Here is a 23576-nt window from a genome sequence, read left to right as displayed (position 1 = left end):
TTAATTTGTGTGAAACCTACGACCAAATAACGAGAGCCCCTCCTGCCAACGATGCATTCGTCTGGCACGCGGGGCTCTCTAGTATCGGCTCATCGCCTGTCAGCAGGACAGGCATCGACCCAGACAGAGGCCCATCATGATCTACGCACAACCCGGAACCCCAGGCGCCGTCATTACCTTCAAGCCGCGCTACGGCAACTTCATCGGTGGCGAGTTTGTCGCACCAATCAATGGCGAGTACTTCACCAACACCTCACCGGTCAACGGTGAAGTGATCGCCGAATTCCCGCGCTCCAGCGCCGCTGACATCGACAAGGCTCTGGACGCCGCCCATGCCGCTGCCGATGCCTGGGGCAAGACCTCGGCCCAGGACCGCTCCCTGGTACTGCTGAAAATCGCCGATCGAATCGAGCAGAACCTTGAGATTCTGGCCGTCACCGAAACCTGGGACAACGGCAAAGCCGTGCGCGAAACTCTGAACGCCGACGTGCCGCTGGCGGCCGACCACTTCCGTTACTTCGCCGGTTGCATCCGTGCCCAGGAAGGCGGCGCCGCCGAGATCAACGAACTGACCACTGCCTATCACTTCCATGAGCCCCTGGGCGTGGTCGGGCAGATCATTCCGTGGAACTTCCCGCTGCTGATGGCCGCCTGGAAACTCGCCCCGGCGCTCGCCGCCGGCAACTGCATCGTGCTCAAGCCTGCCGAGCAAACGCCACTGTCGATCATGGTCTTCGCCGAGCTGATCGCTGACCTGTTGCCAGCGGGCGTGCTGAACATCGTCCAGGGCTTCGGTCGCGAAGCCGGCGAGGCCCTGGCCACCAGCAAGCGCATCGCCAAGATCGCCTTCACCGGTTCGACCCCGGTGGGCGCGCACATCATGCATTGCGCCGCCGAGAACATCATTCCGTCCACCGTCGAGCTGGGCGGCAAGTCGCCGAACATTTTCTTCGAAGACATCATGAACGCTGAACCGGCGTTCATCGAAAAAGCCGCCGAAGGCCTGGTGCTGGCGTTCTTCAATCAGGGCGAAGTCTGCACCTGCCCGTCCCGGGCGCTGGTACAGGAGTCGATCTACGAGCCGTTCATGGCCGAGGTGATGAAGAAGATCGTCAAAATCAAGCGCGGCAACCCGCTGGACACCGAGACCATGGTCGGCGCCCAGGCGTCCGAGCAGCAGTACGACAAGATCCTCTCGTACCTGACCATTGCCCAGGAGGAGGGCGCCGAGCTGCTCACCGGCGGCGCGGCCGAACGCCTGGAGGGCGACCTGTCCAGCGGTTATTACATCCAGCCGACCCTGCTCAAGGGCCACAACAAAATGCGCGTGTTCCAGGAAGAAATCTTCGGCCCGGTGGTGGGTGTCACCACCTTCAAGGACGAAGCCGAAGCCCTGGCGATTGCCAACGACAGCGAGTTCGGCCTCGGCGCCGGCCTGTGGACCCGCGACATCAATCGCGCCTACCGGATGGGCCGGGCGATCAAGGCCGGGCGCGTGTGGACCAACTGCTACCACCTGTACCCGGCGCACGCCGCGTTCGGTGGCTACAAGAAGTCCGGCGTTGGCCGGGAGAATCACAAGATGATGCTCGATCATTATCAACAGACCAAAAACCTGCTGGTGAGCTACGACATCAATCCGCTGGGGTTCTTCTGATTCCTTAAACACGACGCATATCCTGTGGGAGCGGGCTTGCTCGCGAAGGCGAAGTGTCATTCAGCAGAGATGTTGACTGGCACACCGCTTTCGCGAGCAAGCCCGCTCCCACATGGGTATGTGGGGTTCTGGAAAATTGCGCAAGACCCCCTACCAAATCACCCCGCTAACTCCTTCGAAAGTAGCATTCGGGCACCCGATGCCCCGTGCATTAATGGCACTACCGGAATCACCCGGCACAAGAAGAGGAATGACCCATGTGGACTAAACCCGCGTTTACCGATCTGCGCATTGGCTTCGAAGTGACGATGTATTTCGCCAACCGTTGATTGATCACCCGGCCAGCCGATGCGTTGGCCGGGCCTGCCTTCTGGAGCATCTGCCATGCACATCCGCGTACTCGGCTCCGCCGCTGGCGGTGGTTTCCCGCAGTGGAACTGCAACTGTCGCCAGTGCGCCGGTGTGCGCAATGGCAGCCTGCGGGCCCAGCGCCGTACGCAGTCGTCGATTGCCCTGAGTGACGACGGTGTAGCGTGGGTGCTATGCAACGCTTCACCGGACATTCGCGCGCAACTCGAGAGTTTTGCGCCACTGCAACCGGCGCGGCGCCTGCGTGACAGCGCCATCGCCGGCATCGTGCTGCTGGACAGCCAGATCGACCATTGCACCGGTTTGCTCAGCCTGCGTGAAGGTTGCCCGCATGACGTGTGGTGCACCGAGCGCGTGCATCAGGACCTGAGCAGCGGTTTCCCACTGTTCAACATGCTCGGACACTGGAACGGCGGACTGTACTGGCAACCGGTCGGTCTTGAGCGTCAACCGTTCAACATCCCGGCCTGCGAGCATTTGCAGTTTCGTGCGATCCCCCTGGTGAGCAACGCGCCGCCGTATTCGCCCAATCGCGGCAACCCGCAACCGGGCGACACCATTGGCCTGTTCATTGAAGACCTGCGCAACGGTGCCTCGCTGTTTTATGCGCCGGGGCTTGGGCAAATCGATGATGAGGTGCTGGGCTGGATGCAACGTGCAGATTGCCTGTTGCTGGACGGCACCCTGTGGCGCGACGACGAAATGCGTATTTGCGAAGTCGGCCAGAGCCTGGGCAGCGAAATGGGGCACCTCCCGCAAAGCGGTCCCGGCGGGATGCTTGAGGTGCTGGAAGGTTTCAACCACCAGCGCAAGGTGCTGATCCACATCAACAACACCAATCCCATTCTCGATGAAGACTCGGCCGAGCGGGCGCTGCTGGAGCGGCGGGGGATCGAAGTGGCATACGACGGCATGAGTATTGAGCTGTAGCCGAGGGCCCCTTCGCGGGCAAGCCCGCTCCCACAGAGTTCGGCAGTGTCCACAAAACCTGTGGGAGCGGGCTTGCCCGCGAAGAGGCCGGAACAGACACCGAAGACTCCCCGGAGACCCGCAATGACCGACACACCCATGTCCCCCAGCGAATTCGAAGCCGCCCTGCGCGCCAAGGGCGCCTACTACCACATCCACCACCCCTTCCACCAAGCCATGTATGCCGGGCGCGCCAGCCGTGAGCAGATCCAGGGCTGGGTCGCCAATCGCTTTTACTATCAGATCAACATTCCGCTGAAAGACGCCGCAATTCTCGCCAACTGCCCGGACCGCGACGTGCGCCGGGAGTGGCTGCAACGGATTCTCGACCACGATGGCGTTCCCGGTAGTGAAGGCGGTATCGAAGCCTGGCTACGCCTGGGCGAGGCGGTGGGCCTGGATCGCGAGCAGATCCTGTCCCAGGAACTGGTGCTGCCTGGCGTGCGTTTCGCGGTGGACGCCTATGTCAATTTCGCTCGTCGCGCCTGTTGGCAGGAAGCGGCCAGCAGTTCGCTGACGGAACTCTTTGCCCCGCAGATCCATCAATCGCGACTTGACGCCTGGCCGACCCATTACCCGTGGATCGACGTCGCCGGCTACGACTATTTCCGCACGCGCCTGAGCCAGGCGCGGCGCGATGTCGAACATGGCTTGCGTATCACCTTGGCGCACTACGTGACGGCCGAGGGGCAGCAACGCATGTTGGAGATCCTGCAATTCAAGCTCGACGTGCTGTGGAGCATGCTCGATGCCATGAGCATGGCCTACGAACTTGCGCGTCCGCCGTATCACACGGTCACCGGCGACAATGTCTGGCACCGGGGGATCGCCCTGTGAGCCTGATCGATCGCCAGCAGTCACCGGCCTTGCGTCGCGGTTTTCGTCTGCAATGGGAGCCCCGTCAGGACTGTCATGTGCTGCTGTACCCCGAAGGCATGATCAAGCTCAATGCCAGTGCCGGACAGATTCTCGACCTGGTGGATGGCCAGCGCAGCGTGGCGGCGATCATTGATCGATTGAGCGCGAATTTCCCCGGCGTACCGGGGATCGACGAAGACGTGCTGGCGTTTCTGGAGGTGGCCCATGCGCAATTCTGGATCGAGTGAGACGCTGCCCGGACCACCGTTGTGGTTGCTCGCCGAGCTGACTTACCGCTGTCCGCTGCAGTGCCCCTATTGCTCCAATCCATTGGATTTTGCCCGCCATGGAGAGGAACTGAGCACCGCCGAATGGATCCGGGTGTTCCAGCAGGCGCGGGAAATGGGCGCGGCGCAACTGGGGTTTTCCGGTGGCGAGCCATTGGTTCGCCAGGACCTCGCCGAGCTGATCAAGGCCGCCCGGGACATGGGCTATTACACCAACCTCATTACCTCCGGCATCGGCTTGACCGAGCAGAAGGTGCGCGACTTCAAGGTGGCCGGGCTGGACCATATCCAGATCAGCTTCCAGGCTGCCGACGAAGCGGTGAACAACATGCTCGCCGGCTCGCGCAAGGCGTTTGCTCAGAAACTCGCCATGGCCCGTGCGGTGAAAGCCCAGGGCTATCCGATGGTGCTGAACTTCGTCACCCATCGGCACAACATCGACCGGATCGCGCAGATCATCGAATTGTGCCTGGAGCTGGAAGCGGATTTTGTCGAATTGGCTACCTGCCAGTTCTATGGCTGGGCCGAACTCAACCGCGTCGGCCTGTTGCCCACCCGCGAACAATTGCAGCGTGCCGAGCGCATCACTAACGAATACCGCGAACGCCTTGAAGCCCAGGGCCACCCGTGCAAGTTGATCTTCGTCACCCCGGATTACTACGAGGAACGTCCCAAAACCTGCATGAACGGCTGGGCCAACCTGTTTCTGGACATCACTCCCGATGGCACGGCATTGCCTTGCCACAGCGCCCGGCAGTTGCCGGTACAGTTTCCCAACGTGCGCGAGCACAGCATCGAGCACATCTGGAACGACTCGTTCGGCTTCAATCGTTTTCGCGGCGATGACTGGATGAAGGAGCCGTGCCGCTCCTGCGACGAAAAGCACAAGGACCTGGGAGGCTGCCGTTGCCAGGCCTTCATGCTGACCGGCGATGCCGGCAATGCCGACCCGGTGTGCAGCAAGTCCCCGCACCACGGCGTGATCCTCAAGGCCCGCGAGGAAGCGGAGGCGCCGGGGTTGGGGATCGAACACCTGACGCTGCGCAACGAGAAGGCTTCGCAACTGATCTATCGCGGCTAGTCTGGCGATACGGATCCCTTGTGGGAGCGGGCTTGCTCGCGAAAGCGGTGGGTCAGGCAATATAAATGTTGAATGTTAAGGCCTCTTCGCGAGCAAGCCCGCTCCCACAGGGGGCTGCGGTGAATTTGAATGTAAATACACCCCAGGCAGTGCTACCCATTGGTCTGATTGCATTCACAGCTGGATGGTTTAGTGTGGCTTGTACCTTCCAAAACAATAAAAACAGGCTTTCCAATGAGCCAGAGTCTCAACCAGCTGCGTAAATTCGTTTCGCCTGAAATCATCTTCGGTGCCGGTAGCCGGCACAATGTCGGCAACTATGCCAAGACCTTTGGCGCGCGCAAGGTCCTGGTGGTCAGCGATCCCGGCGTGATTGCCGCCGGTTGGGTCGCCGACGTCGAAGCCAGCCTGCAAGCCCTGGGCATCGAATACTGCCTTTACAGTGATGTCTCGCCCAACCCGCGGGTCGAAGAAGTGATGCTCGGTGCCGAGCTGTACCGGGAAAACCACTGCGACGTGATCGTCGCCGTCGGTGGCGGCAGCCCGATGGACTGCGGCAAAGGTATCGGCATCGTCGTCGCCCATGGCCGCAGCATTCTCGATTTCGAAGGCGTGGACACCATCCGCGTGCCCAGCCCGCCGCTGATCCTGATTCCGACCACTGCCGGCACCTCGGCCGACGTTTCGCAATTCGTGATCATTTCCAACCAGCAGGAACGCATGAAGTTCTCCATCGTCAGCAAGGCCGTGGTGCCGGACGTTTCGCTGATCGACCCGGAAACCACCCTGAGCATGGATCCGTTCCTGTCGGCCTGTACCGGCATCGACGCGTTGGTGCATGCCATTGAAGCCTTCGTGTCCACCGGCCACGGGCCGCTGACCGACCCCCACGCACTGGAGGCGATGCGCCTGATCAATGGCAACCTGGTGCAAATGATCGCCAACCCGACCGACATTGCCCTGCGCGAGAAGATCATGCTCGGCAGCATGCAGGCCGGGCTGGCGTTTTCCAACGCCATCCTGGGCGCCGTGCATGCCATGTCCCACAGCCTCGGCGGCTTTCTCGATCTGCCCCACGGCCTGTGCAACGCGGTGCTCGTCGAGCACGTGGTGGCCTTCAATTACAACTCGGCACCGGAGCGCTTCAAGGTGATCGCCGAGACTTTTGGCATCGACTGCCGAGGCCTGAATCACCGGCAGATTTGCGGGCGTCTGGTCGAACACCTGATCGCCCTCAAACACGCCATTGGCTTTCACGAAACCCTCGGTTTGCATGGCGTCAGGACCTCGGACATTCCGTTCCTGTCGCAGCATGCGATGCACGATCCATGCATCCTGACCAACCCGCGCGAATCCAGCCAGCGTGATGTCGAGGTCGTCTATGGCGAAGCCCTCTGACGAGCAACAACGTGCCCTGGCCGGGCTGCTGGGATTAGGCAGCCATTCGGCCCGCAAGAGTCATTATCCGGAACTGGCCGCGCGCCTGGATGATCTGGAAGCCGAGCGTAACCGCTACAAATGGTTGTTCGAAAACGCGGTTCACGGAATCTTCCAGGCCAGCCTGCACGATGGCATGCGCGCCGCCAACCCGGCACTGGCACGCATGCTCGGCTACCAGGACCCGCAAGAGGTGCTGTTCTCCCTGACCGATCTGGGCAGCACCCTGTTTGTCGACGGCGCGCAGGAGCTGGAAAACATCGGCGAAATCCTCAGGCACCAGCGCAGCCTGCACGGCTATGAAACCCGCTTGCGCCGCAAGGACGGCAGTCACCTCGATGTGTTGATGAACCTGCTGCTCAAGCCCGGCCAGGAAGGGCTGGTGGAAGGGTTTGTGTCCGATATCACCGAGCGCAAACTGGCCCAGCAACGCCTGCAGCAACTCAATGACGAACTCGAGCAGCGCGTCGTCGCGCGCACCAATGAATTGCTCGAAGCCAACCGCAACCTTCAGCAGCAGATCACCCAGCGTAAACAGATCGCCCAGGCCTTGCGCGACGCCCGCGATGCCGCCGAGGCCGCCAATCACAGCAAGGACAAATACCTCGCCGCCGCCAGCCACGACCTGCTGCAACCGCTGAACGCCGCGCGGTTGCTGATTTCGACCTTGCGCGAACGCAAATTGCCGGAAACCGAACAGGTACTGGTGGAGCGCACTCACCAGGCCCTGGAAGGGGCCGAAGACCTGCTGACGGATCTGCTCGACATTTCCCGGCTCGATCAGGCCGCGGTCAAGCCGGACATCGCGCTGTACCGCCTCGACGAACTGCTGGGGCCACTGGTGTCGGAGTTCCAGTCCGTTGCGCAGGCGGCCGGCTTGAACCTGCGGGTGCACATGGCCGATTACGCCATCAGCACCGACTTGCGCCTGATGACGCGGATCCTGCGCAATTTCCTCAGCAATGCCTGCCGCTACACCGATGAAGGCAGCATCCTGCTGGCGGCAAGGCGTCGAGGCGAAAGGTTGCGTCTGGAGGTCTGGGACACCGGGCGTGGCATCGCCGCCGACCGGCTCGATTCGATCTTTCTCGAGTTCAACCAACTGGATGTCGGTCGCGCCGCCGACCGCAAGGGCGTGGGCCTGGGGCTGGCGATTGTCGAGCGCATCGCCAAGATCCTGGGCTACAAGATTGGCGTTTACTCGTTGCCGGGGCGGGGGTTCGATGTTCAGCATCGAGGTGCCGATATCCGACGAGGTACCGTTACCCGTGAGCCAGGCGGTGCCACAGTCGGGCACCGGCAACCCGCTGCCGGGACGCCGTTTACTGGTGATCGACAACGAAGTGAGCATTCTCGAAAGCATGAGCGCGTTGCTCGGGCAGTGGGGCTGCGACGTTCTGGTCGCCACCGATGAGGCGGCTGCACTGGCGGCGTTGCGCGGGCAGGCGCCGGAACTGATTCTCGCGGACTATCATCTCGATCACGGGGTGGTTGGCTGTGATGTAGTGCGACATTTGCGCGAGCATTTCCACCAGAACATTCCCGCAGTGATCATTACTGCCGACCGCACCGACCATTGTCGGCGTGCGTTGCAGCGGCTCAACGCACCGTTGCTGAACAAACCGGTGAAACCCGGCAAGTTGCGAGCGGTGTTGAGTCAACTGTTGGGGGCCTCTGCTTGAAGCGGCCGATGCTGGCGCCAGGTTCCGACAAGCCCCCTCGCCACAAAGACTCGCGCCCATAGGGGAATGGGGCGAGTCAGCTGGAAATCATCGGCGGCAGGGTGCCCAGCAATGAAACCGCCGCCACCGCGCCAAGTCCCAACAACCATTCGAACATCACGCTGGCCCGCAACGTCGCCAGACGCTGCTCGCAATCATCGATGCGCAGCCGATTGAACAACGCCAGGCCCAGCATCGCCGCCACCAGCACAGCCTTGATCAACAGGATCAAGGCGAAGCCGGTGAACAGCGGCGTTGGCCAGAATGCCCCGGTGAGCACCCGCACATTGATCAGGCCCGTGATCAGCAACCCTGCGACCAACCCGTAACCGACGCCACTGAAACGCCGCAACATTACGCGGATCGAATGCCCCGCGGGCTCTCGCAGAATCATCACCAGCAGCATCAAGCCGCCGAGCCAGGCACCCACGCAGATCAAGTGAATGAGTTGATTGAGGATCAGCAGATGTCCTGCGGTGCCATCGAGCATCGCGCCGTGGCCGACCGGGGCCAGCGTGGCCACCAGCAGGCCGCTGAGGATCAGACGCAGCACAAGGCTGGTGCGCAGGGGCGTCAGCAGCAACGCCAGCAACACCATGTTGATCAGCAAATGCCAGCGCCAGACCTGACCGAAAAAGGTACTGCCCAGTACCAGGTTCAGGGTCGGTGGATCGAAGGCCGCGTCCCAGGCCCCGGCCATGCTCGCGGTAATCAGCAGCAACCAGCACACGCCGCTGGCCAGCGCCAGCACGGTCAGCCAACGGGAAGTCCGTGCCAGTCGCTGATCCAGTGCAGTTTCGCCACTCGAAAGCCAAGGCCTGAACACCCAGGCCCCGAACAGCATCAACACCACGATGAAATGCAGGAAGCGGCACAGCACCAAGGCGCTCGCCATGAATTACTGGCCAACCTTGAAGGCGTAGGCACCTTCGCTTTTGTGGGTGTCGACCGACACAGCGTGCCACTCGACTTTATAGGCACCCGCCGTCAACGGCGCGGCCGGGGTGACGATCAGAGTCTTTTTGTCGCTGCCTTCGGTGGTCAGCGCTTTTACCGCTACCGGTGCGCCATCCTTCGTCAGCGTGACTTTGGTGAAACTGGCCTCGACGCCTTCGGAGAACTCCAGGCGCAACTCCGTTGCCGTGGTGACGGTGCTGTTGGCGGCCGGTGTCTGACTTTTCAGGTGGGCGTGGGCAAACACCGAAGACGCGGCGAGCAGCGAGCCGAGCAGGGCGGTGATGGTCAGGGTTTTCTTCAGCAGCATCGTGGGCACCTCAGGCCGTTTCCAAGTGCGCAGAGTTTAGCTTTACGACAGCGGCTGTACGAAGTTTCGTTTTCCCCTGTCGCCGCGGTCCAGAGCGGATGCTAGTCTTGCTCAACGTTGTTGGGGATCGGCATGGGCAATCACAAGATCGAGATTCGTCGCAGTAACGTCGAAAAAATTCTGCTGGGGGCGGAAAAGGTCTTCGCTGAAAAGGGTTTTGGCAGCACCGCCATGGCCGACATCGCCGCTGAAGTGCAACTGCCGCGTTCCAATCTGCATTACTACTTCAGCACCAAGACCGAACTGTACAGCGCCGTGCTGTTCGACTTGCTGGAAGTCTGGAAGCAGGACGCGCTGTGTTTCGAGATGTTCGATGACCCGCGAGTGGTGCTCAGCAGCTACATCCGCGCCAAGATGAACCATTCCCGCAGCCGGCCGTATGGTTCGAAAGTCTGGGCCAACGAAATCATCCACGGCGCACCGACCCTCGGCGCAGCGCTGGACGCGAGCCTGTACGACTGGGCCAAGATGAAGGAAGCGAAAATCCGCCAGTGGGTGGACGACAAACGCATCCTGCCGGTGGAGCCTTCGAGCCTGCTGTACATGATCTGGGCCTCGACCCAGCACTACGCCGACTTCGATCACCAGGTGAATATTCTCAACGACCATCAGCCGCTGTCGGACATGCAGTTCGAGCGAGCGGTGCAGACGGTGACCAGTGTGATTTTGCGGGGGATCGGGTTGGAGCCTTGAGGTTTATGGTGACTGTGCCGGCCTCTTCGCGAGCAAGCCCGCTCCCACATTGGAATGCATTTCAAATGTGGGAGCGGGCTTGCTCGCGAAGGCGCCAGATCAGGCGCCGCAGATTTCAAGGGCTGACGTGATACGGATTCCTCGGATCATGATTCCAGTCCAGGAACGGCTTGCCAGTCTCCACCGGCACCATCTCGATACAGTCCTGCACCGGGCAGGTGATCTGGCACAAATTGCAGCCCACGCATTCCTCGTCGATCACTTCATAGGCATGGGTGCCATCGGCTTTTTTCAGGCTGGCAATCGCCTGGTGCGAGGTGTCTTCGCAGGCGATATGGCAACGACCACAGCCAATGCAGGCCTCCTGATCGATTTTCGCGATCACCTGATAATTGATGTCCAGGTACTTCCAGTCCGTGGTGTTGCCCACCGCGCGCCCGGAAAATTCCGCGACGCTGGCGTAGCCCTGACTGTCCATCCAGCGTGACAAACCGTCCTTCATGTCTTCGACAATCCGGAAACCATGCAGCATCGCCGCCGTGCACACCTGCACCGCGCCGCTGCCCAAGGCGATGAATTCCGCGGCGTCGCGCCAGTTGCCGATGCCGCCGATCCCGCTAATAGGCAGGCCCTGGGTCTGCGGATCACGGGCGATTTCGGCGACCATGTTCAAGGCAATCGGCTTGACTGCCGAGCCGCAGTAACCGCCGTGGGTGCTCTGGCTGCCGACCATGGGGTTGGCGACCATGCGTTCGAGGTTGACGCTGGTGATCGAGTTGATGGTGTTGATCAACGACACCGCATCGGCACCGCCCCGGTGGGCCGCACGGGCGGCGACACGGATGTCGGTAATGTTTGGCGTGAGCTTGACAATCACCGGCAGCGAGCAATACGTCTTGCACCAGCGGGTGACCTGTTCCACGTATTCCGGCACCTGGCCGACCGCCGCGCCCATGCCCCGTTCTGGCATGCCGTGGGGGCAACCGAAGTTCAGCTCGATACCGTCGGCGCCAGTGGCTTCCACCAGCGGCAGGATGTGTTTCCAGGACTCTTCGACGCAGGGCACCATCAAGGACACAATCAGCGCACGGTCCGGCCAGTCTTTTTTGACCTGGGTGATTTCCCGCAGGTTGATCTCCAGCGAGCGGTCGGTAATCAGCTCGATGTTGTTAAAACCAAGCACCTCCCTGTTCGCCCCGAAGTGCGCCGAGTAGCGCGACGACACGTTCACCGCCGCCGGGTCTTCCCCCAGGGTTTTCCAGACCACGCCGCCCCAGCCCGCCTCAAAGGCGCGGACCACGTTGTAGGCCTTGTCGGTCGGTGGCGCGGAGGCCAGCCAGAATGGATTGGGGGCTTTGATGCCGGCGAAGACAATCGACAGATCGGCCATTTACGCAGCCTCCACGTTGAGCATCAGTTGAGCGTTGATCGCCTCGGCGGCGCGCTTGCCGTGTTGCACCGCTTGCACGGTGAGGTCTTGATCGAGGCTGGTGCAATCGCCGCCGGCATACACGCCGGGGATGCTGGTGCGCAGCTGTTCATCGACTTCGATGCGCTCCCCGATCCGCTTGAGCTCACGCGCCAGCGGATCGGCGAGGGCGTTGCTGTCGAAGGCCTGGCCGATGGCTTTGAAGATCGCGTCGGCGACCAGCTCGAAGGTTTCGCCAGTGGTTTGCAGACGACCTTCGACCAGATGGGTGCGGGCGAAACGCATGCCGCGCACGCGGCCGTGGTCATCGAGCAGCACTTCTTCGGGTTGCGCCCAGGTCATCAGCCGCACCTGGTTGGCCTTGGCGATCTCCTGTTCGTGATGGGTGGCGCCCATGTCTTCGGCACCGCGCCGGTACACCAGATTCACGTCGTGGGCACCGAGGCGGGCCATTTGCACGGCCATGTCGATAGCGGTGTTGCCCGCGCCAAGCACGATGCAATGATCGGCCAATGGCAACTGCGACAAGTCATCGGCCTGGCGCAGTTCGCGGATGTAGTCGGTGGCGGCGAGCAGGCCGGGGGCGTCTTCGTGGGCCAGGCCCAATTGCTTGCTGGCGTTGAGTCCGAGGCCGAGGAACACCGCATCGAACTGTTGATGCAGTTCGCTGAGGGTCAGGTTTTGCCCGAGTTTCTGCCCGTGGCGGATTTCGATCCCGCCGATCTCCAACAGGAACTCAAGCTCCTTTTGCGCATAGTCATCCACCAGTTTGTATTTGGCGATCCCGTACTCGTTGAGGCCGCCAGCTTTTTCCCTCGCCTCGAAGATAACCACGTCGTGCCCGTGCATGGCACTGCGGTGGGCGCAGGACAAACCGGCCGGGCCCGCGCCGACCACGGCGATGCGTTTGCCGGTGGCGGCAGCGCGCTGGAACGGGTGAGTGCTGAAATGTGCATTGTCCACGGCATAGCGTTGCAACAGGCCGATCATGACCGGCGCGCATTCGTGAGCGTTGTTGCGCACGCAGGCTTGCTGGCAAAGAATTTCCGTCGGGCAAACCCTGGCGCAACTGCCGCCAAGGATGTTGGCCGAGAGGATTTTCTGCGCTGCGCCTTGCACGTTGTCTTGCTGGATGTTGCGGATGAACGAAGGAATGTCGATCTCGCTCGGACACGCATTCACGCAGGGCGCGTCGTAGCAATACAGACAGCGCGAGGCTTCGAGCCGGGCCTGGCGTTCGTTGAGCGGCGGCGCCAGATCGGTGAAATGGCCGGCGAGGGCGGCCGCATTCTCATGGGGATGCGGGAGGTGGTCCAGGGTCTTGATCACGGTGTTGGCCTCACGGTTATTTGAGGTATTGCCTCTGATGGGCATGTTCTTTTGTTGTCTGGGCGGGCCTCTTCGCGAGCAAGCCCGCTCCCACAGGATCTCGGGTGTTCACAAAACCTGTGGGAGCGAGCTTGCTCGCGATAGGCCGCAGGCCGCTTTCAGCGTTTCACAGCGACCGGCTGATTCAACTCGGCCCGCTTGCTCAGCAAATCAAACACCGCGGGGTACGCCGGCCGTTCGATGTAGCGCCCGGCGCCACGCTCGGCCCGCAAATCCCCATCGGCCCAGACCACGCGGCCCTGGCTGATGGTATGGCTCGGTACGCCGCGCACGGTCTTGCCTTCGAAGATGTTGAAGTCCACCTGCTGATGGTGGGTCTTGGCGGAAATGGTCCGCGTGCCTTGCGGGTCCCACAGCACCAGATCGGCATCGGCACCGACGCGGATCGCGCCTTTGCGTGGGTAGAGGTTGAAGATCTTCGCCGTGTTGGTGGACGTAAGGGCGACGAACTGCTGCATCGAAAAGCGTCCGCTGTTCACGCCTTCATCCCACAACACCGCCATGCGGTCTTCGATGCCAGCGGTGCCGTTGGGAATCTTGCTGAAGTCGTCACGGCCCGCGGCTTTTTGCTCGGCGCAGAAGCAGCAATGGTCGGTGGCGGTGGTGTGCAAATTCCCCGATTGCAGGCCATGCCAGAGCGCCTCCTGATGGCCGCGAGGGCGGAAAGGCGGGCTCATCACATAACCGGCTGCCGTTTGCCAGTCGGGATGGCGGTAGACGCTGTCGTCCAGCAACAGGTGCCCGGCCAGCACCTCGCCGTAAACCGGTTGGCCCTTGCCCCGGGCATAGGTGATTTCGTCCAGCGCTTCCTTGGTCGAGACATGGACCAGGTACAGCGGCGTACCCAGGGTTTCGGCGATGCGGATCGCCCGGCTCGCCGCTTCGCCTTCAACCTGTGAAGGCCGCGACAGCGGGTGCGCTTCCGGCCCGGTGATGCCCTGGGCCATCAGCTTGCGTTGCAGGTGATAGACCAGTTCTCCGTTTTCCGCGTGAACGGTCGGCACCGCGCCCAGTTCCAGGCAGCGTTCGAAACTCGCCACCAGGGTGTCATCGGCGGCCATGATCGCGTTCTTGTAGGCCATGAAATGCTTGAAGCTGTTCACGCCGTGCTGGTTAACCAGTTCGGCCATTTCCTCGCGGACCTGTTCGCTCCACCAGGTGATGGCAACGTGAAAACCGTAGTCCGACGCCGACTTTTCGGCCCAGCCGCGCCACTGATGAAAGGCTTCGAGCAAGGATTGCTGCGGATTGGGAATCACGAAGTCGATGATCGACGTGGTGCCGCCGGCCAGTCCCGCCGCCGTGCCACTGTAGAAGTCTTCGCTGGCCACCGTGCCCATGAAAGGCAGTTGCATGTGCGTGTGTGGATCGATGCCGCCGGGCATCAGGTATTGGCCGCTGCCGTCGAGTACTTCGGTACTTGCGGGAACGTCGAGGTTGTCGCCGATGGCCTTGATCACGCCGTCTGCGCAATACACATCGGCGCGATAACTTTCATCATGGGTAATAACGGTGGCGCCACGGATCAACAGAGACATTCCGAGTTCCTCGCAGGCAATGACCGGCTTGTGCCGGCTCTAGATGTTTTATATGACGCCAGCGTCAACAGGTGTATTCCTGTCAGTGCTGTCAGGATTAAACGCTAGCTGCAGTTATCCGAATCGGCAAGAATATTTTTTATAAGCTTATTCTTTTATTAACTTATTGATATTTAACGATTAAATAGAAGAATCACCAAAATGGTGAGCGACCTCACCATTTTGACGCACTTGACAGGATCGAAAAATAGTCAAGATTTCTTATGTGAAATCAGCTGTTTGAGTATGGTCTATGGTTGATGCGCAGCCATTGAAAAAAGATCAACGCACCAGTTTGAGTCCTGACTGTCCGGACAACTTGCCTGGCATTCGGCCTGAGTGGCCTGACAAATAGTCGAGTCAGTGAATAAAGCTGATAAACATCAGTTGGTTGCAATGTGTTTATGGAACTGCCCGATGCGTAAGCGGGGCACCCGGCACGTTAATTGATGCCGCCAGCCCCCGATGAGCAAAAAATAATTCAAAGAACAGTGGAGCGGCCATGCAACAGATCAGATCGCAAGTGACCGAGCGCGACGGCTTGTTTGAGTTGGAAGCCGGCAGCGATGTCCTCGACAGTCCCCGTTACAACCACGACATTGCACCGACCAAGGTGCGCGAACGCAACTGGAACAAATGGCATATCACTGCGTTATGGGTGGGCATGGCGATCTGCGTGCCGACCTACACCCTCGGTGGCGTGCTGACCGCGTACTTTGGCCTGACGGTTGGCGAAGCGTTGCTGGCGATTCTGTTTGCCAACATCATCGTGCTGATTCCCCTGACACTTAACGCCTTTCCCGGCACCAAGTACGGCATTCCCTTTCCGGTGCTGCTGCGCTCGTCCTTCGGCGTGCTCGGTTCCAACATCCCGTGCCTGATTCGTGCCCTGGTGGCGTGTGGCTGGTTCGGCATCCAGACCATGTTCGGCGGACTGGCGATTCACCTGTTCCTCGGTTCGGTGTTCGAGGGCTGGAAATCCCTGGGCGGCACGGGCGAGGTTATCGGCTTCATGGTGTTCTGGGTGCTGAACCTGTGGGTGGTGATTCGCGGCGCCGAGTCGATCAAATGGCTGGAAACCCTCTCGGCTCCGCTCCTGGTGGCGGTGGGCGCCGGTTTGCTGGTGTGGGCGATGCCCAACGTCTCAATGACGGAATTGCTGGCGATCCCCGCCAAACGTCCCGAAGGTGCCAGCGTAGCCAGTTACTTTGCCGCCGGACTGACGGCGATGGTCGGCTTCTGGGCGACGTTGTCCCTGAACATCCCCGATTTCAGCCGCTACGCAAAAAGCCAGAAGGACCAGATTGTCGGGCAGATCATCGGATTGCCGCTGACCATGTTCCTGTTCGCGTCCCTCGGCGTGGTGATGACCGCCGCGTCGGTGAAACTGGTGGGTGTGACGGTTTCGGACCCGGTGACCCTGATCGGTCATATCCAGAGTCCGTTCTGGGTGGCCATTGCCATGGCACTGATCATCATCGCCACGTTGTCGACCAACACGGCGGCCAATATCGTGTCGCCCACCAACGACTTCCAGAACATCGCGCCCAAGGCGATCAACCGCACCAAAGCGGTGATCCTTACCGGGCTGGTGGGGCTGGCATTGATGGCCCATGAACTGCTGAAAAAGCTTGGCCTGATTGTCTCCGATGTGAGCCTGGAAACGGTGTATTCGAACTGGTTACTCGGCTATTCCAGCCTGCTGGGCCCGATTGCCGGGATCATGGTGGTGGACTATTTCCTGATCAAGAAACAGCAACTGGACCTTGCTGGCCTGTACCGCGATGACGTCTATCCGGCGTGGAACTGGAGCGGTTTCATTGCCTTTGGGGTGCCGGTGGCGTTGACCCTGCTGTCCCTGGGCAGCGATGCCTTCAGCTGGTTCTACAGCTATGGCTGGTTCACCGGCTCGGCCCTCGGGGGGCTGATTTATTACGGGTTGAGTGCGATGCGGCCGAGTCCATCAGTCGCGAAATCTCCGGTGTGAGAGATGACCCTTTCGCGAGCAAGCCCGCTCCCACAGGGAATGTGTTCCAAATGTGGGAGCGGGCTTGCTCGCGAAGGCGGTGGCACAAACACCAACGAATTGCATGAAGAAGTCCATAAGAACAACCTGAGGAGATCATCATGAACGCGGCCGTAGACGTTCTGCAGTCCAGCCATCAGCACATCAACCGCGACCGCCTGTGGCAATCGCTCATGGAACTGGCAAAACTCGGTGCCACGGTCAAGGGCGGCGTGTGTCGCCTGGCCCTGACCGATCTCGATCGCCAGGCCCGGGACATCTTCGTCAACTGGTGTCAGGAGGCCGGCTGCACCGTCAGCATCGACGCCGTCGGTAATATCTTCGCCCGCCGCCCCGGGCGCAATCCCGACCTGCCGCCGGTGATGACCGGCAGCCACATCGACACCCAGCCCACGGGCGGCAAGTTCGATGGCTGCTTCGGTGTGTTGGCCGGCGTCGAAGTGTTGCGCACCCTCAATGACCTGAACATCGAAACCGAAGCGCCACTGGAAGTAGTGGTCTGGACCAACGAAGAAGGCTCGCGCTTCGCCCCGTGCATGATGGGCTCCGGCGTGTTCGCCGAAAAATTCACCCTCGAAGAAACTCTGGCCAAGGTCGATGCCGATGGCGTGACTGTGGGTGAAGCACTGAATGCCATTGGCTATGCCGGCCCGCGTAAAGTCAGCGGCCACAAAGTCGGTGCCTACTTCGAAGCCCACATCGAGCAAGGCCCGATCCTGGAAGACGAACGCAAGACCATTGGCGTAGTGATGGGCGCCCTCGGGCAGAAATGGTTTGACCTCAAGTTGCGCGGCGTCGAAGCCCACGCCGGCCCGACCCCGATGCACCTGCGCAAGGACGCCCTGGTCGGCGCTGCGGTGATCGTCGGTGCGCTCAACCGCGCCGCCCTCAGCCATCAACCCCATGCCTGCGGCACCGTCGGTTGCCTGCAAGCCTATCCCGGCTCGCGCAATGTCATCCCCGGCGAAGTGCGCATGACCCTGGACTTCCGGCACCTGGAACCGGAGCGCCTGGATTCGATGATCGCCGAAGTGCGCGAAGTCATCGAAACCACCTGCGACGAACACGGCCTGACCTTCGAACTCACCCCAACCGCCGACTTCCCGCCGCTGTACTTCGACAAGGGCTGCGTCGAAGCCGTGCGCGGCGCTGCCCAAGGCCTGGGCCTGTCGCACATGGACATCGTCAGCGGAGCAGGGCACGACGCGATCTTCCTCGCGGAACTCGGCCCGGCCGGGATGATCTTCGTGCCGTGCGAAGGCGGCATCAGCCACAACGAAATCGAAAACGCCGCGCCGGATGACCTGGCGGCCGGGTGTGCGGTGCTGTTGCGGGCGATGCTGGCGGCTTCGGCGGCGGTGGCCAGTCAATCGGCAGCCTGAAAGTCAAAAGATCGCAGGCTGCGCCAGCTCCTACGGGAAACGCGTACATCCGCAAGGGGTGTACTCGGTCAATGTAGGAGCTGGCGCAGCCTGCGATCTTTTGATCTTGACCTATCAAATCCAAATGGCATCCCACAAAGGATAATCACCCACCCGTTTCACCAATCCCGCCTGCAAAGGCTTCATGACGATGTACCGAGCCGCATCCTTGATGTCTTCATCACGACGTAATGCCCGGTCGTAATACCCTCGCTGCCAAAGACGAGCGTGATCGCTGCGCATGAGATTGATCGAACGGCTGCTACTGGATTTGATTCGGCACATCAGCTCGGCCAACGTGCCACGCTTCAATTCCATCAACCAATGCAGATGATCCGACATGACAACCTCGCAGATTTTATTTTTGTGCCAGGTGTGTGGATTTTGCGTGTCGGTTCTGTTGTCACAAAAATGTGTCGATCACTTATCGCGGGTCAACCGATGAAAACTCTTGGGAAACGCGTTGCCTCACCCTTGTCGCTGGCATTCTGTGCGGCGATTCTCGGCGGCTGTGCCAGTCCGCCACCCCCTCCAACCGTCACGCCACCCCCTCCTGAACGCACCTGCCAGGCCATGGATAAAACCGATGTCCTGGGCGATGTACGGGGCGAAAACGGGCAGGTGACCCGATTAACCACCACGACTCGCTGCGTCACGCAGTAAGTCCGTGCGACGGCTGCGCTGGTGAACGGCGCGGCTTTGCAGGGTGCTTTATCGAGTCAAAGTTGATATCAGGCCGACGGTTTTTATCGCCGAACGATCTTTCGCTCTGTCATTTCTGACAGTAGCCGCTCCCCGGCGTTTCTCAGATAGTGAAAACACACGGTTTTCCAAACTGTTCCAATGATCGGGAGAGGTCGTTATGGCTGGTAACCGCAATTCCGGGGTGATGGGGGCTGCACCGATGTACATCTGCCATGGCGCTGAACATGACTTCAAATTCGCGGCGGTCGTGGATAGCCCGTGGATCAATCAGGGGCTGAGCTTGAATCCTGTTTCTGGAGAGACAGCGTCGATCAGCACTGAGCCCGAGTTCGGTAAGTATCAGAAGCTTTTGGCGGATGGGACTGAGTGGAGACTCAAGTGCCCGGATGAGGGCACCGACATCGATTTCAATCTTCAGGTGCAAAGTGAATTTACTGCAGCGCCTTATCCACTTCCTTTCAAGTTGGGTGATTATCGGCGAGAAATATTGAACACGCGTGATCCGATCAGCGCGCCGGTGGTGGGCGATGAAGTGTCAGCGGAAATTCAGGTCGGTTCGTTTTATACAAGGAAGGCACTGGCGGGTATTGATGTCGATTGGTACTTCGACGGGGAAAAAGTGAAAACCGTACTAACGACAGATGTGGGGTGGGGCAAGTTCGACCACACAGTTACCTCAGAAGGGCAACATACGATTACGGCCAAGGTGCACAGCCCGTATGACGACACCACTTCGGAGCATACCTTCACGCTCAACGTGTATCTGGAAAGCCCCTGGAAGCAGGCAACGCTGCTGGTCAACGGTGAGCGTGTAGCCTGGAATTCACCAAGTGTTTTTTTGTTTCGCGGGCAGGCGAATGATGTGACGGTCGAAGCGCCATTCCTGAGCGGGAAAGAGGTCTCTCTTGGTTTGATTAATCTGGACGACTTGGATATTGAGGCCTCTCCGACATTTGATGAGTGGGTACCGACACCCGATGCTAAGGCAAGCTGGGCGCTTACGGCGAGTGGTACAAAAAGTGGCCGTATCACTTTGAAGTTGATGAGCAACAATGTTGCCCAACCCTGGGAAGTCCCCTGTGCAGTGTTGTCAGCCAATTTGGCGGATGAGACTGACGTCAAGATTGACGGTGTTGCAGTCCCCGCCGGGGGCAACTGGTTTTATAGGGATAAGGCGCAAACCGTCACGCTCACCCCAAAATCGGGCAGCCCACTGGCCGGTCTACCTGTAACGTTGAGTTGCGCCATCAAAACCGGCCTTGATCCTGCCGACGTGGTGAGTGTGCCGGCGTTTGACAGTGAACAAACAACCTACAGTTGGTCGGTGACCGGAAAAACCAAAAGCGGCACCTTCCAGCTATCGCTGGCAGGCAAGGGCATGACCACGCCAATTAACTTGGCGATCAGCAAGTTGATATCGAGCAACCTGGCCGATGAGGCTGAGGTCAAAATTGGCGGCGTCGCCGTGCCCACCGAGGGCAATTGGTTTTTCCGGGACAAGGCACAGACTGTCACGTTGACCCCGAAATCGGGCAGCCCACTGGCCGGACTGCCGGTCACGCTGAGTTGTGCCATCAAAAGCGGTCTCGACGTTGCTAACGTGGTGAGTGCACCGGCGTTTGGCAGTGAGCAAACAAGCTACAGCTGGGCGGTCACGGGGAAAACCAAAAGCGGCACCTTTCAGCTATCACTGGCGGGCAAGGGCATGACCACGCCAATTACTGTAGCGATCAGCAAATTGATATCGGGTAATTTGGCCGATGAGGTGACGGTTTTGCTCGGTGGAGTTGAGATCCCCTTAACCGGAGCAGAGATCCCCATAGGTGGGACGGTAAAAATGACTCTTGATTACAAGAGTCCGGATTTGATACGTGGTCTTAAATTGGCCATGGACGTAATTTTTGAAGAGGGTTTAGTGCCTGGTGACCTAACTAGCCAGCCACCTTTGCTCGAGCAAACAGTCAATCACGAATGGATGATTACAGCTGCTGAGAATAAGATAGGAACATTCAAGCTGAAGTTGTTGACTGAGGAAGAGCAGGCGGTGCTGTATACTCCGGTTATCCGTATTAAAAAAAATCTGGACATTAATTTTACTTTTGAGGTGAAAGAAAAGCCTGTGCCGGTTCCCCCGAGAGAATATTTGGTGGATGTTAATACGATTCTGTTTTCTGCTAAGGCTGTTCTTAAAAATCCAGATGGTTCGCCGCTTGGAGGTATCTCTGTAACTATATCGCAAACTTATTTCAAGGATCAAACTGTGGAAACTGAACTTAACGGTGAAGCACGGTTTTACGTTGAACGGAAAGAATCCGACGGCCAGGATACTCTCGTAAAGATTGTAGCTGTGGCGCAATTTCCAGAAGGGGAGCCGGTGGCAGAGATGTGGGTGAGAGGTTATGCCAGTATTTAGTTCTGCATGATTGGTGTAAGCCGACTGGTAGGGGTCAGTTCCGTTAGCCTGCGCATCAGCCTCAGATTTTGCGGTTGTTGTCAGAATTTCGCGGTACAGCCATGGGCGAGCGACGTGTTCGCCCATGGCTGTTTCAGGTATTGATTAACTCGCTGCCTTGTCTCGGGCAAATCACCCAATCAGGACAAAAACCCACCATCCACATTCAACAAGACCCCAGTCGTATAACTGGAAGCATTACTCGCCAAATACAGCACAGCCCCCGCCATCTCATTCCTTGGCGACCACCTTGGTCATGTTGATGACCGCCGCCGTTTTCGCACATCAGTTTGCCGGCCTCCACCGACATGAAGAAGTAGCCGCGGATGTTGACGTTGGCGACGTGTTGGCAGCCGTCGAGTTTACGGCTGGAGACGATCACGTGGGCGCCTTGCTGGGCCAGCAGTTTGGCGATGACTTCACCGATGCCACGGCTGGTGCCGGAGACGAAGGCGTTCTTGTAACCGAAGTCGAGCGTCGAGCTCAATCCAGACATGATTTTGATCAGCATTGCTGGTGTTTTTATCGCACATTGTTCTAGCTGACCTGTCAGTTGTGATAGTTCCCGATATATCGATTTTTCCTGATAGTTAGCGGACTGTTTTTAAGTCCACTGCTGAGAAGGAAAATGTCGTCATGACCACCAAACTAGAAGCTGTAACCGCTGTACCAAGTCCTTGGGAACAAGCCACGTTGTGGATCAACAATAAGCCAGTGGAATGGGGGGCGGAACTTGTATTGCTCCGTGGGCAGGAGAACGATGTGACGGTGGAGGTCCCATCCGCGATTGCCAGGGCGCTCAACCTGGCGCTGCCTGAGAATGGTGGTTTGAACATCGATGCATCGCCGAAATTTGGCAAGTGGGTTGCTCCCGTCAATGGCAAATTCAATTGGAAGATTACGCCGGACGCTGGCAAGAGCGGTCGTATCACTCTGGTTTTCTTCAGTAGGGAAGTGGTGCTGCCGTGGGAGCACCGAAGTCTGGTGATTTCGCGCAATCTGGCCGATGAGGCAACACCTTTACTCAATGGGAAAGTTATTCCAGGTACCGGCGCAATGTTTGTGGGGGGGGAAGAACAAAGGTTGACTCTTGACTATAAAGGCGGTGGTTTTTTGGCTGGTGCCCCTTTGCGCTTGAACTGGGTACCGAAATCCGGCCTTGAACTAGATGATGTGTATTCTGAGCCTCACCGTAATCAGGAAACCACAAACCACAGTTGGGGCATCGTTTGTGCTCGGGAGAAGTCTGGTGTGTTTGATCTGAAGCTGAGTATCGGTGATGAGCAGGGAGTACTTGCCATGCCGGATAACAGACTATTTCCCTCCCCAGTCAATTTTAGGTTCATAAGAGACTCCAATACCGACCACCCCCTTCCTCCGGCTTTGGTTACTGCAATTAAAGATTTTCCGTTTGTATGTGTGGTGCGCCTTGTCACGTGGGAAGGTTCCCCATTGGTAGGTAAAGCAGTAACGTTTATTGTACCTGAACGTCCAGATGTCACAGTTACAACGAATGCTTCAGGTGTCGCGGGGACGTCACTTATTTCCTACAATACAGTAGGGGTTCGTGAGATTTCTGCTGAGGTCCTGCTTGAACAAGGAGTAAAACAGTCGGTGAAAGTATTGGTGGATGTTAAGGAGTGGTTGGCATAGTGGAGGCGAAAACTTGCGCACCTTTCGATATCCAGGATTAACTTGGAAACTAAAACGCTAGGCTGTCGGTTAGTAATAATCGTATTCAAAGCATTCTGAGTTTGCGCGGTGAGGTAGCTCAGTCCCGTTAGCCTGCGCATCAGCCTCAGATTCTGCGGTTGTTGTCAGAATTTCGCGGTACGGCCATGGGGGGAGCAATGTGTTCGCCCCATGGCGGTTCTGTTGTCACAAAAAATGTCTCGATCACTTATCGCGGGTCAACCGATGAAAACTCTTGGGAAACGCATATTCACACCGCTGTCGCTCGTACTCTACGCGGTGATCCTCGCCGGCTGCACCAGTCCGCCGCCTTCCGCCGCTCCGCCGCCACCACAACGCGTTACATGACACAGTAGCCCGGGATAGCTCCATCGTCGAAGCACGTGTGTGCGATTTGCCACAGGCTCAGCGCTGGTCTGATCGCGCCACCGCGCCTTCGTTTGCCGGCTGTACGGAAGAGCGCCCCCTAATCGCATGGTCAGTTATGCG

At 59.2% G+C, this 23576-nt stretch carries 17 protein-coding genes and 3 pseudogenes; 13 read left to right on the top strand and 7 right to left on the bottom strand.

The genetic code is table 11. The features are described from left to right. Positions 1–136 precede the first annotated feature (136 nt). The 8 genes and pseudogenes from exaC to ABIA48_RS02075 all read left to right on the top strand — a co-directional run bounded on the left by exaC (position 137) and on the right by ABIA48_RS02075 (position 8340). A complete protein-coding gene (gene exaC / locus ABIA48_RS02110; RefSeq protein WP_429486855.1) occupies positions 137–1657 on the top strand; it encodes an acetaldehyde dehydrogenase ExaC in 1521 nt (506 codons plus the stop codon). 257 nt (positions 1658–1914) lie between these two features. Continuing rightward, a complete protein-coding gene (gene pqqA, locus ABIA48_RS02105) occupies positions 1915–1986 on the top strand; it encodes a pyrroloquinoline quinone precursor peptide PqqA (protein ID WP_003253598.1) in 72 nt (23 codons plus the stop codon). 55 nt (positions 1987–2041) lie between these two features. Beyond that, the gene (gene pqqB / locus ABIA48_RS02100; protein WP_429486854.1) at positions 2042–2956 is read left to right on the top strand and encodes a pyrroloquinoline quinone biosynthesis protein PqqB; all 915 of its coding nucleotides are present in this window, start codon (positions 2042–2044) and stop codon (positions 2954–2956) included. A 123-nt stretch (positions 2957–3079) separates the two neighbouring features. Beyond that, complete coding sequence (gene pqqC, locus ABIA48_RS02095) at positions 3080–3832, top strand: pyrroloquinoline-quinone synthase PqqC (RefSeq protein ID WP_429486853.1); 753 nt, start codon at positions 3080–3082, stop codon at positions 3830–3832. After that, the gene (pqqD, locus tag ABIA48_RS02090; RefSeq protein WP_103393708.1) at positions 3829–4101 is read left to right on the top strand and encodes a pyrroloquinoline quinone biosynthesis peptide chaperone PqqD; all 273 of its coding nucleotides are present in this window, start codon (positions 3829–3831) and stop codon (positions 4099–4101) included. Before pqqC ends, pqqD begins: the two co-directional genes overlap by 4 nt. Continuing rightward, positions 4079–5221, top strand: coding sequence for a pyrroloquinoline quinone biosynthesis protein PqqE (gene pqqE / locus ABIA48_RS02085; RefSeq protein ID WP_429486852.1), 1143 nt, complete (start codon positions 4079–4081; stop codon positions 5219–5221). The genes pqqD and pqqE overlap by 23 nt, the downstream gene beginning before the upstream one ends. 234 nt (positions 5222–5455) lie before the next feature. Then, a complete protein-coding gene (gene ercA, locus ABIA48_RS02080; protein WP_008003527.1) occupies positions 5456–6619 on the top strand; it encodes an alcohol dehydrogenase-like regulatory protein ErcA in 1164 nt (387 codons plus the stop codon). Then, a pseudogene (locus ABIA48_RS02075) lies at positions 6603–8340 on the top strand (PAS domain-containing hybrid sensor histidine kinase/response regulator). Before ercA ends, ABIA48_RS02075 begins: the two are co-directional and overlap by 17 nt. Positions 8341–8416: 76 nt before the next feature. On the opposite strand, the gene copD reads toward ABIA48_RS02075, so the two are convergent. Further along, positions 8417–9274: a copper homeostasis membrane protein CopD gene (copD, locus tag ABIA48_RS02070; protein WP_429486851.1), complete on the bottom strand. Its 858-nt coding sequence runs from the start codon at positions 9272–9274 to the stop codon at positions 8417–8419. Between the two features lie 3 nt (positions 9275–9277). Beyond that, entirely contained in the window at positions 9278–9643 is a 366-nt protein-coding gene (copC, locus tag ABIA48_RS02065; protein ID WP_429486850.1) for a copper homeostasis periplasmic binding protein CopC, read from the bottom strand. Between the two features lie 132 nt (positions 9644–9775). Between copC and ABIA48_RS02060 the strand changes: the two genes are divergently transcribed. Further along, positions 9776–10396, top strand: coding sequence for a TetR/AcrR family transcriptional regulator (locus ABIA48_RS02060; RefSeq protein WP_007988213.1), 621 nt, complete (start codon positions 9776–9778; stop codon positions 10394–10396). A gap of 115 nt (positions 10397–10511) precedes the next feature. Here ABIA48_RS02060 and preA read toward each other — a convergent pair whose 3' ends face one another. From preA to hydA, 3 genes are all read right to left on the bottom strand, one after another. Further along, positions 10512–11786, bottom strand: a complete 1275-nt coding sequence (gene preA / locus ABIA48_RS02055) for an NAD-dependent dihydropyrimidine dehydrogenase subunit PreA (RefSeq protein ID WP_429486849.1) — start codon at positions 11784–11786, stop codon at positions 10512–10514. Continuing rightward, positions 11787–13154 (bottom strand): NAD(P)-dependent oxidoreductase, encoded by a 1368-nt coding sequence (locus ABIA48_RS02050; protein ID WP_429492772.1) that lies wholly within the window; start codon positions 13152–13154, stop codon positions 11787–11789. 158 nt (positions 13155–13312) lie between these two features. Beyond that, on the bottom strand, positions 13313–14752 hold the full coding sequence (gene hydA, locus ABIA48_RS02045; protein ID WP_429486848.1) for a dihydropyrimidinase: 1440 nt from the start codon (positions 14750–14752) through the stop codon (positions 13313–13315). A gap of 541 nt (positions 14753–15293) precedes the next feature. Here hydA and ABIA48_RS02040 point away from each other — a divergent pair. Further along, positions 15294–16778, top strand: coding sequence for an NCS1 family nucleobase:cation symporter-1 (locus ABIA48_RS02040; RefSeq protein ID WP_429486847.1), 1485 nt, complete (start codon positions 15294–15296; stop codon positions 16776–16778). Positions 16779–16918: 140 nt separating this feature from the next. Continuing rightward, positions 16919–18199 (top strand): Zn-dependent hydrolase, encoded by a 1281-nt coding sequence (locus ABIA48_RS02035; protein WP_429486846.1) that lies wholly within the window; start codon positions 16919–16921, stop codon positions 18197–18199. A gap of 114 nt (positions 18200–18313) precedes the next feature. Here the strand turns inward: ABIA48_RS02035 and ABIA48_RS02030 are convergent. Beyond that, a pseudogene (locus ABIA48_RS02030) lies at positions 18314–18586 on the bottom strand (REP-associated tyrosine transposase); the annotation flags it as partial. 514 nt (positions 18587–19100) lie between these two features. Here ABIA48_RS02030 and ABIA48_RS02025 point away from each other — a divergent pair. Beyond that, positions 19101–21356 carry a hypothetical protein gene (locus ABIA48_RS02025; protein ID WP_429486845.1) on the top strand — a complete coding sequence of 752 codons (2256 nt, stop codon included), beginning with the start codon at positions 19101–19103 and terminating at the stop codon, positions 21354–21356. Between the two features lie 179 nt (positions 21357–21535). Here the strand turns inward: ABIA48_RS02025 and ABIA48_RS02020 are convergent. Beyond that, a pseudogene (locus tag ABIA48_RS02020) lies at positions 21536–21891 on the bottom strand (SDR family NAD(P)-dependent oxidoreductase). 140 nt (positions 21892–22031) lie between these two features. Between ABIA48_RS02020 and ABIA48_RS02015 the strand changes: the two are divergent. Continuing rightward, complete coding sequence (locus ABIA48_RS02015) at positions 22032–23048, top strand: hypothetical protein (RefSeq protein ID WP_429486844.1); 1017 nt, start codon at positions 22032–22034, stop codon at positions 23046–23048. The last annotated feature ends 528 nt before the right edge of the window (positions 23049–23576 follow it).

The sequence above is a fragment of the Pseudomonas sp. S30_BP2TU TE3576 genome (assembly GCF_050436025.1).
Lineage (GTDB): Bacteria > Pseudomonadota > Gammaproteobacteria > Pseudomonadales > Pseudomonadaceae > Aquipseudomonas.
Note: the sequence above shows the minus strand (reverse complement) of the source record. Positions and strands in the feature narration are given on the sequence as shown.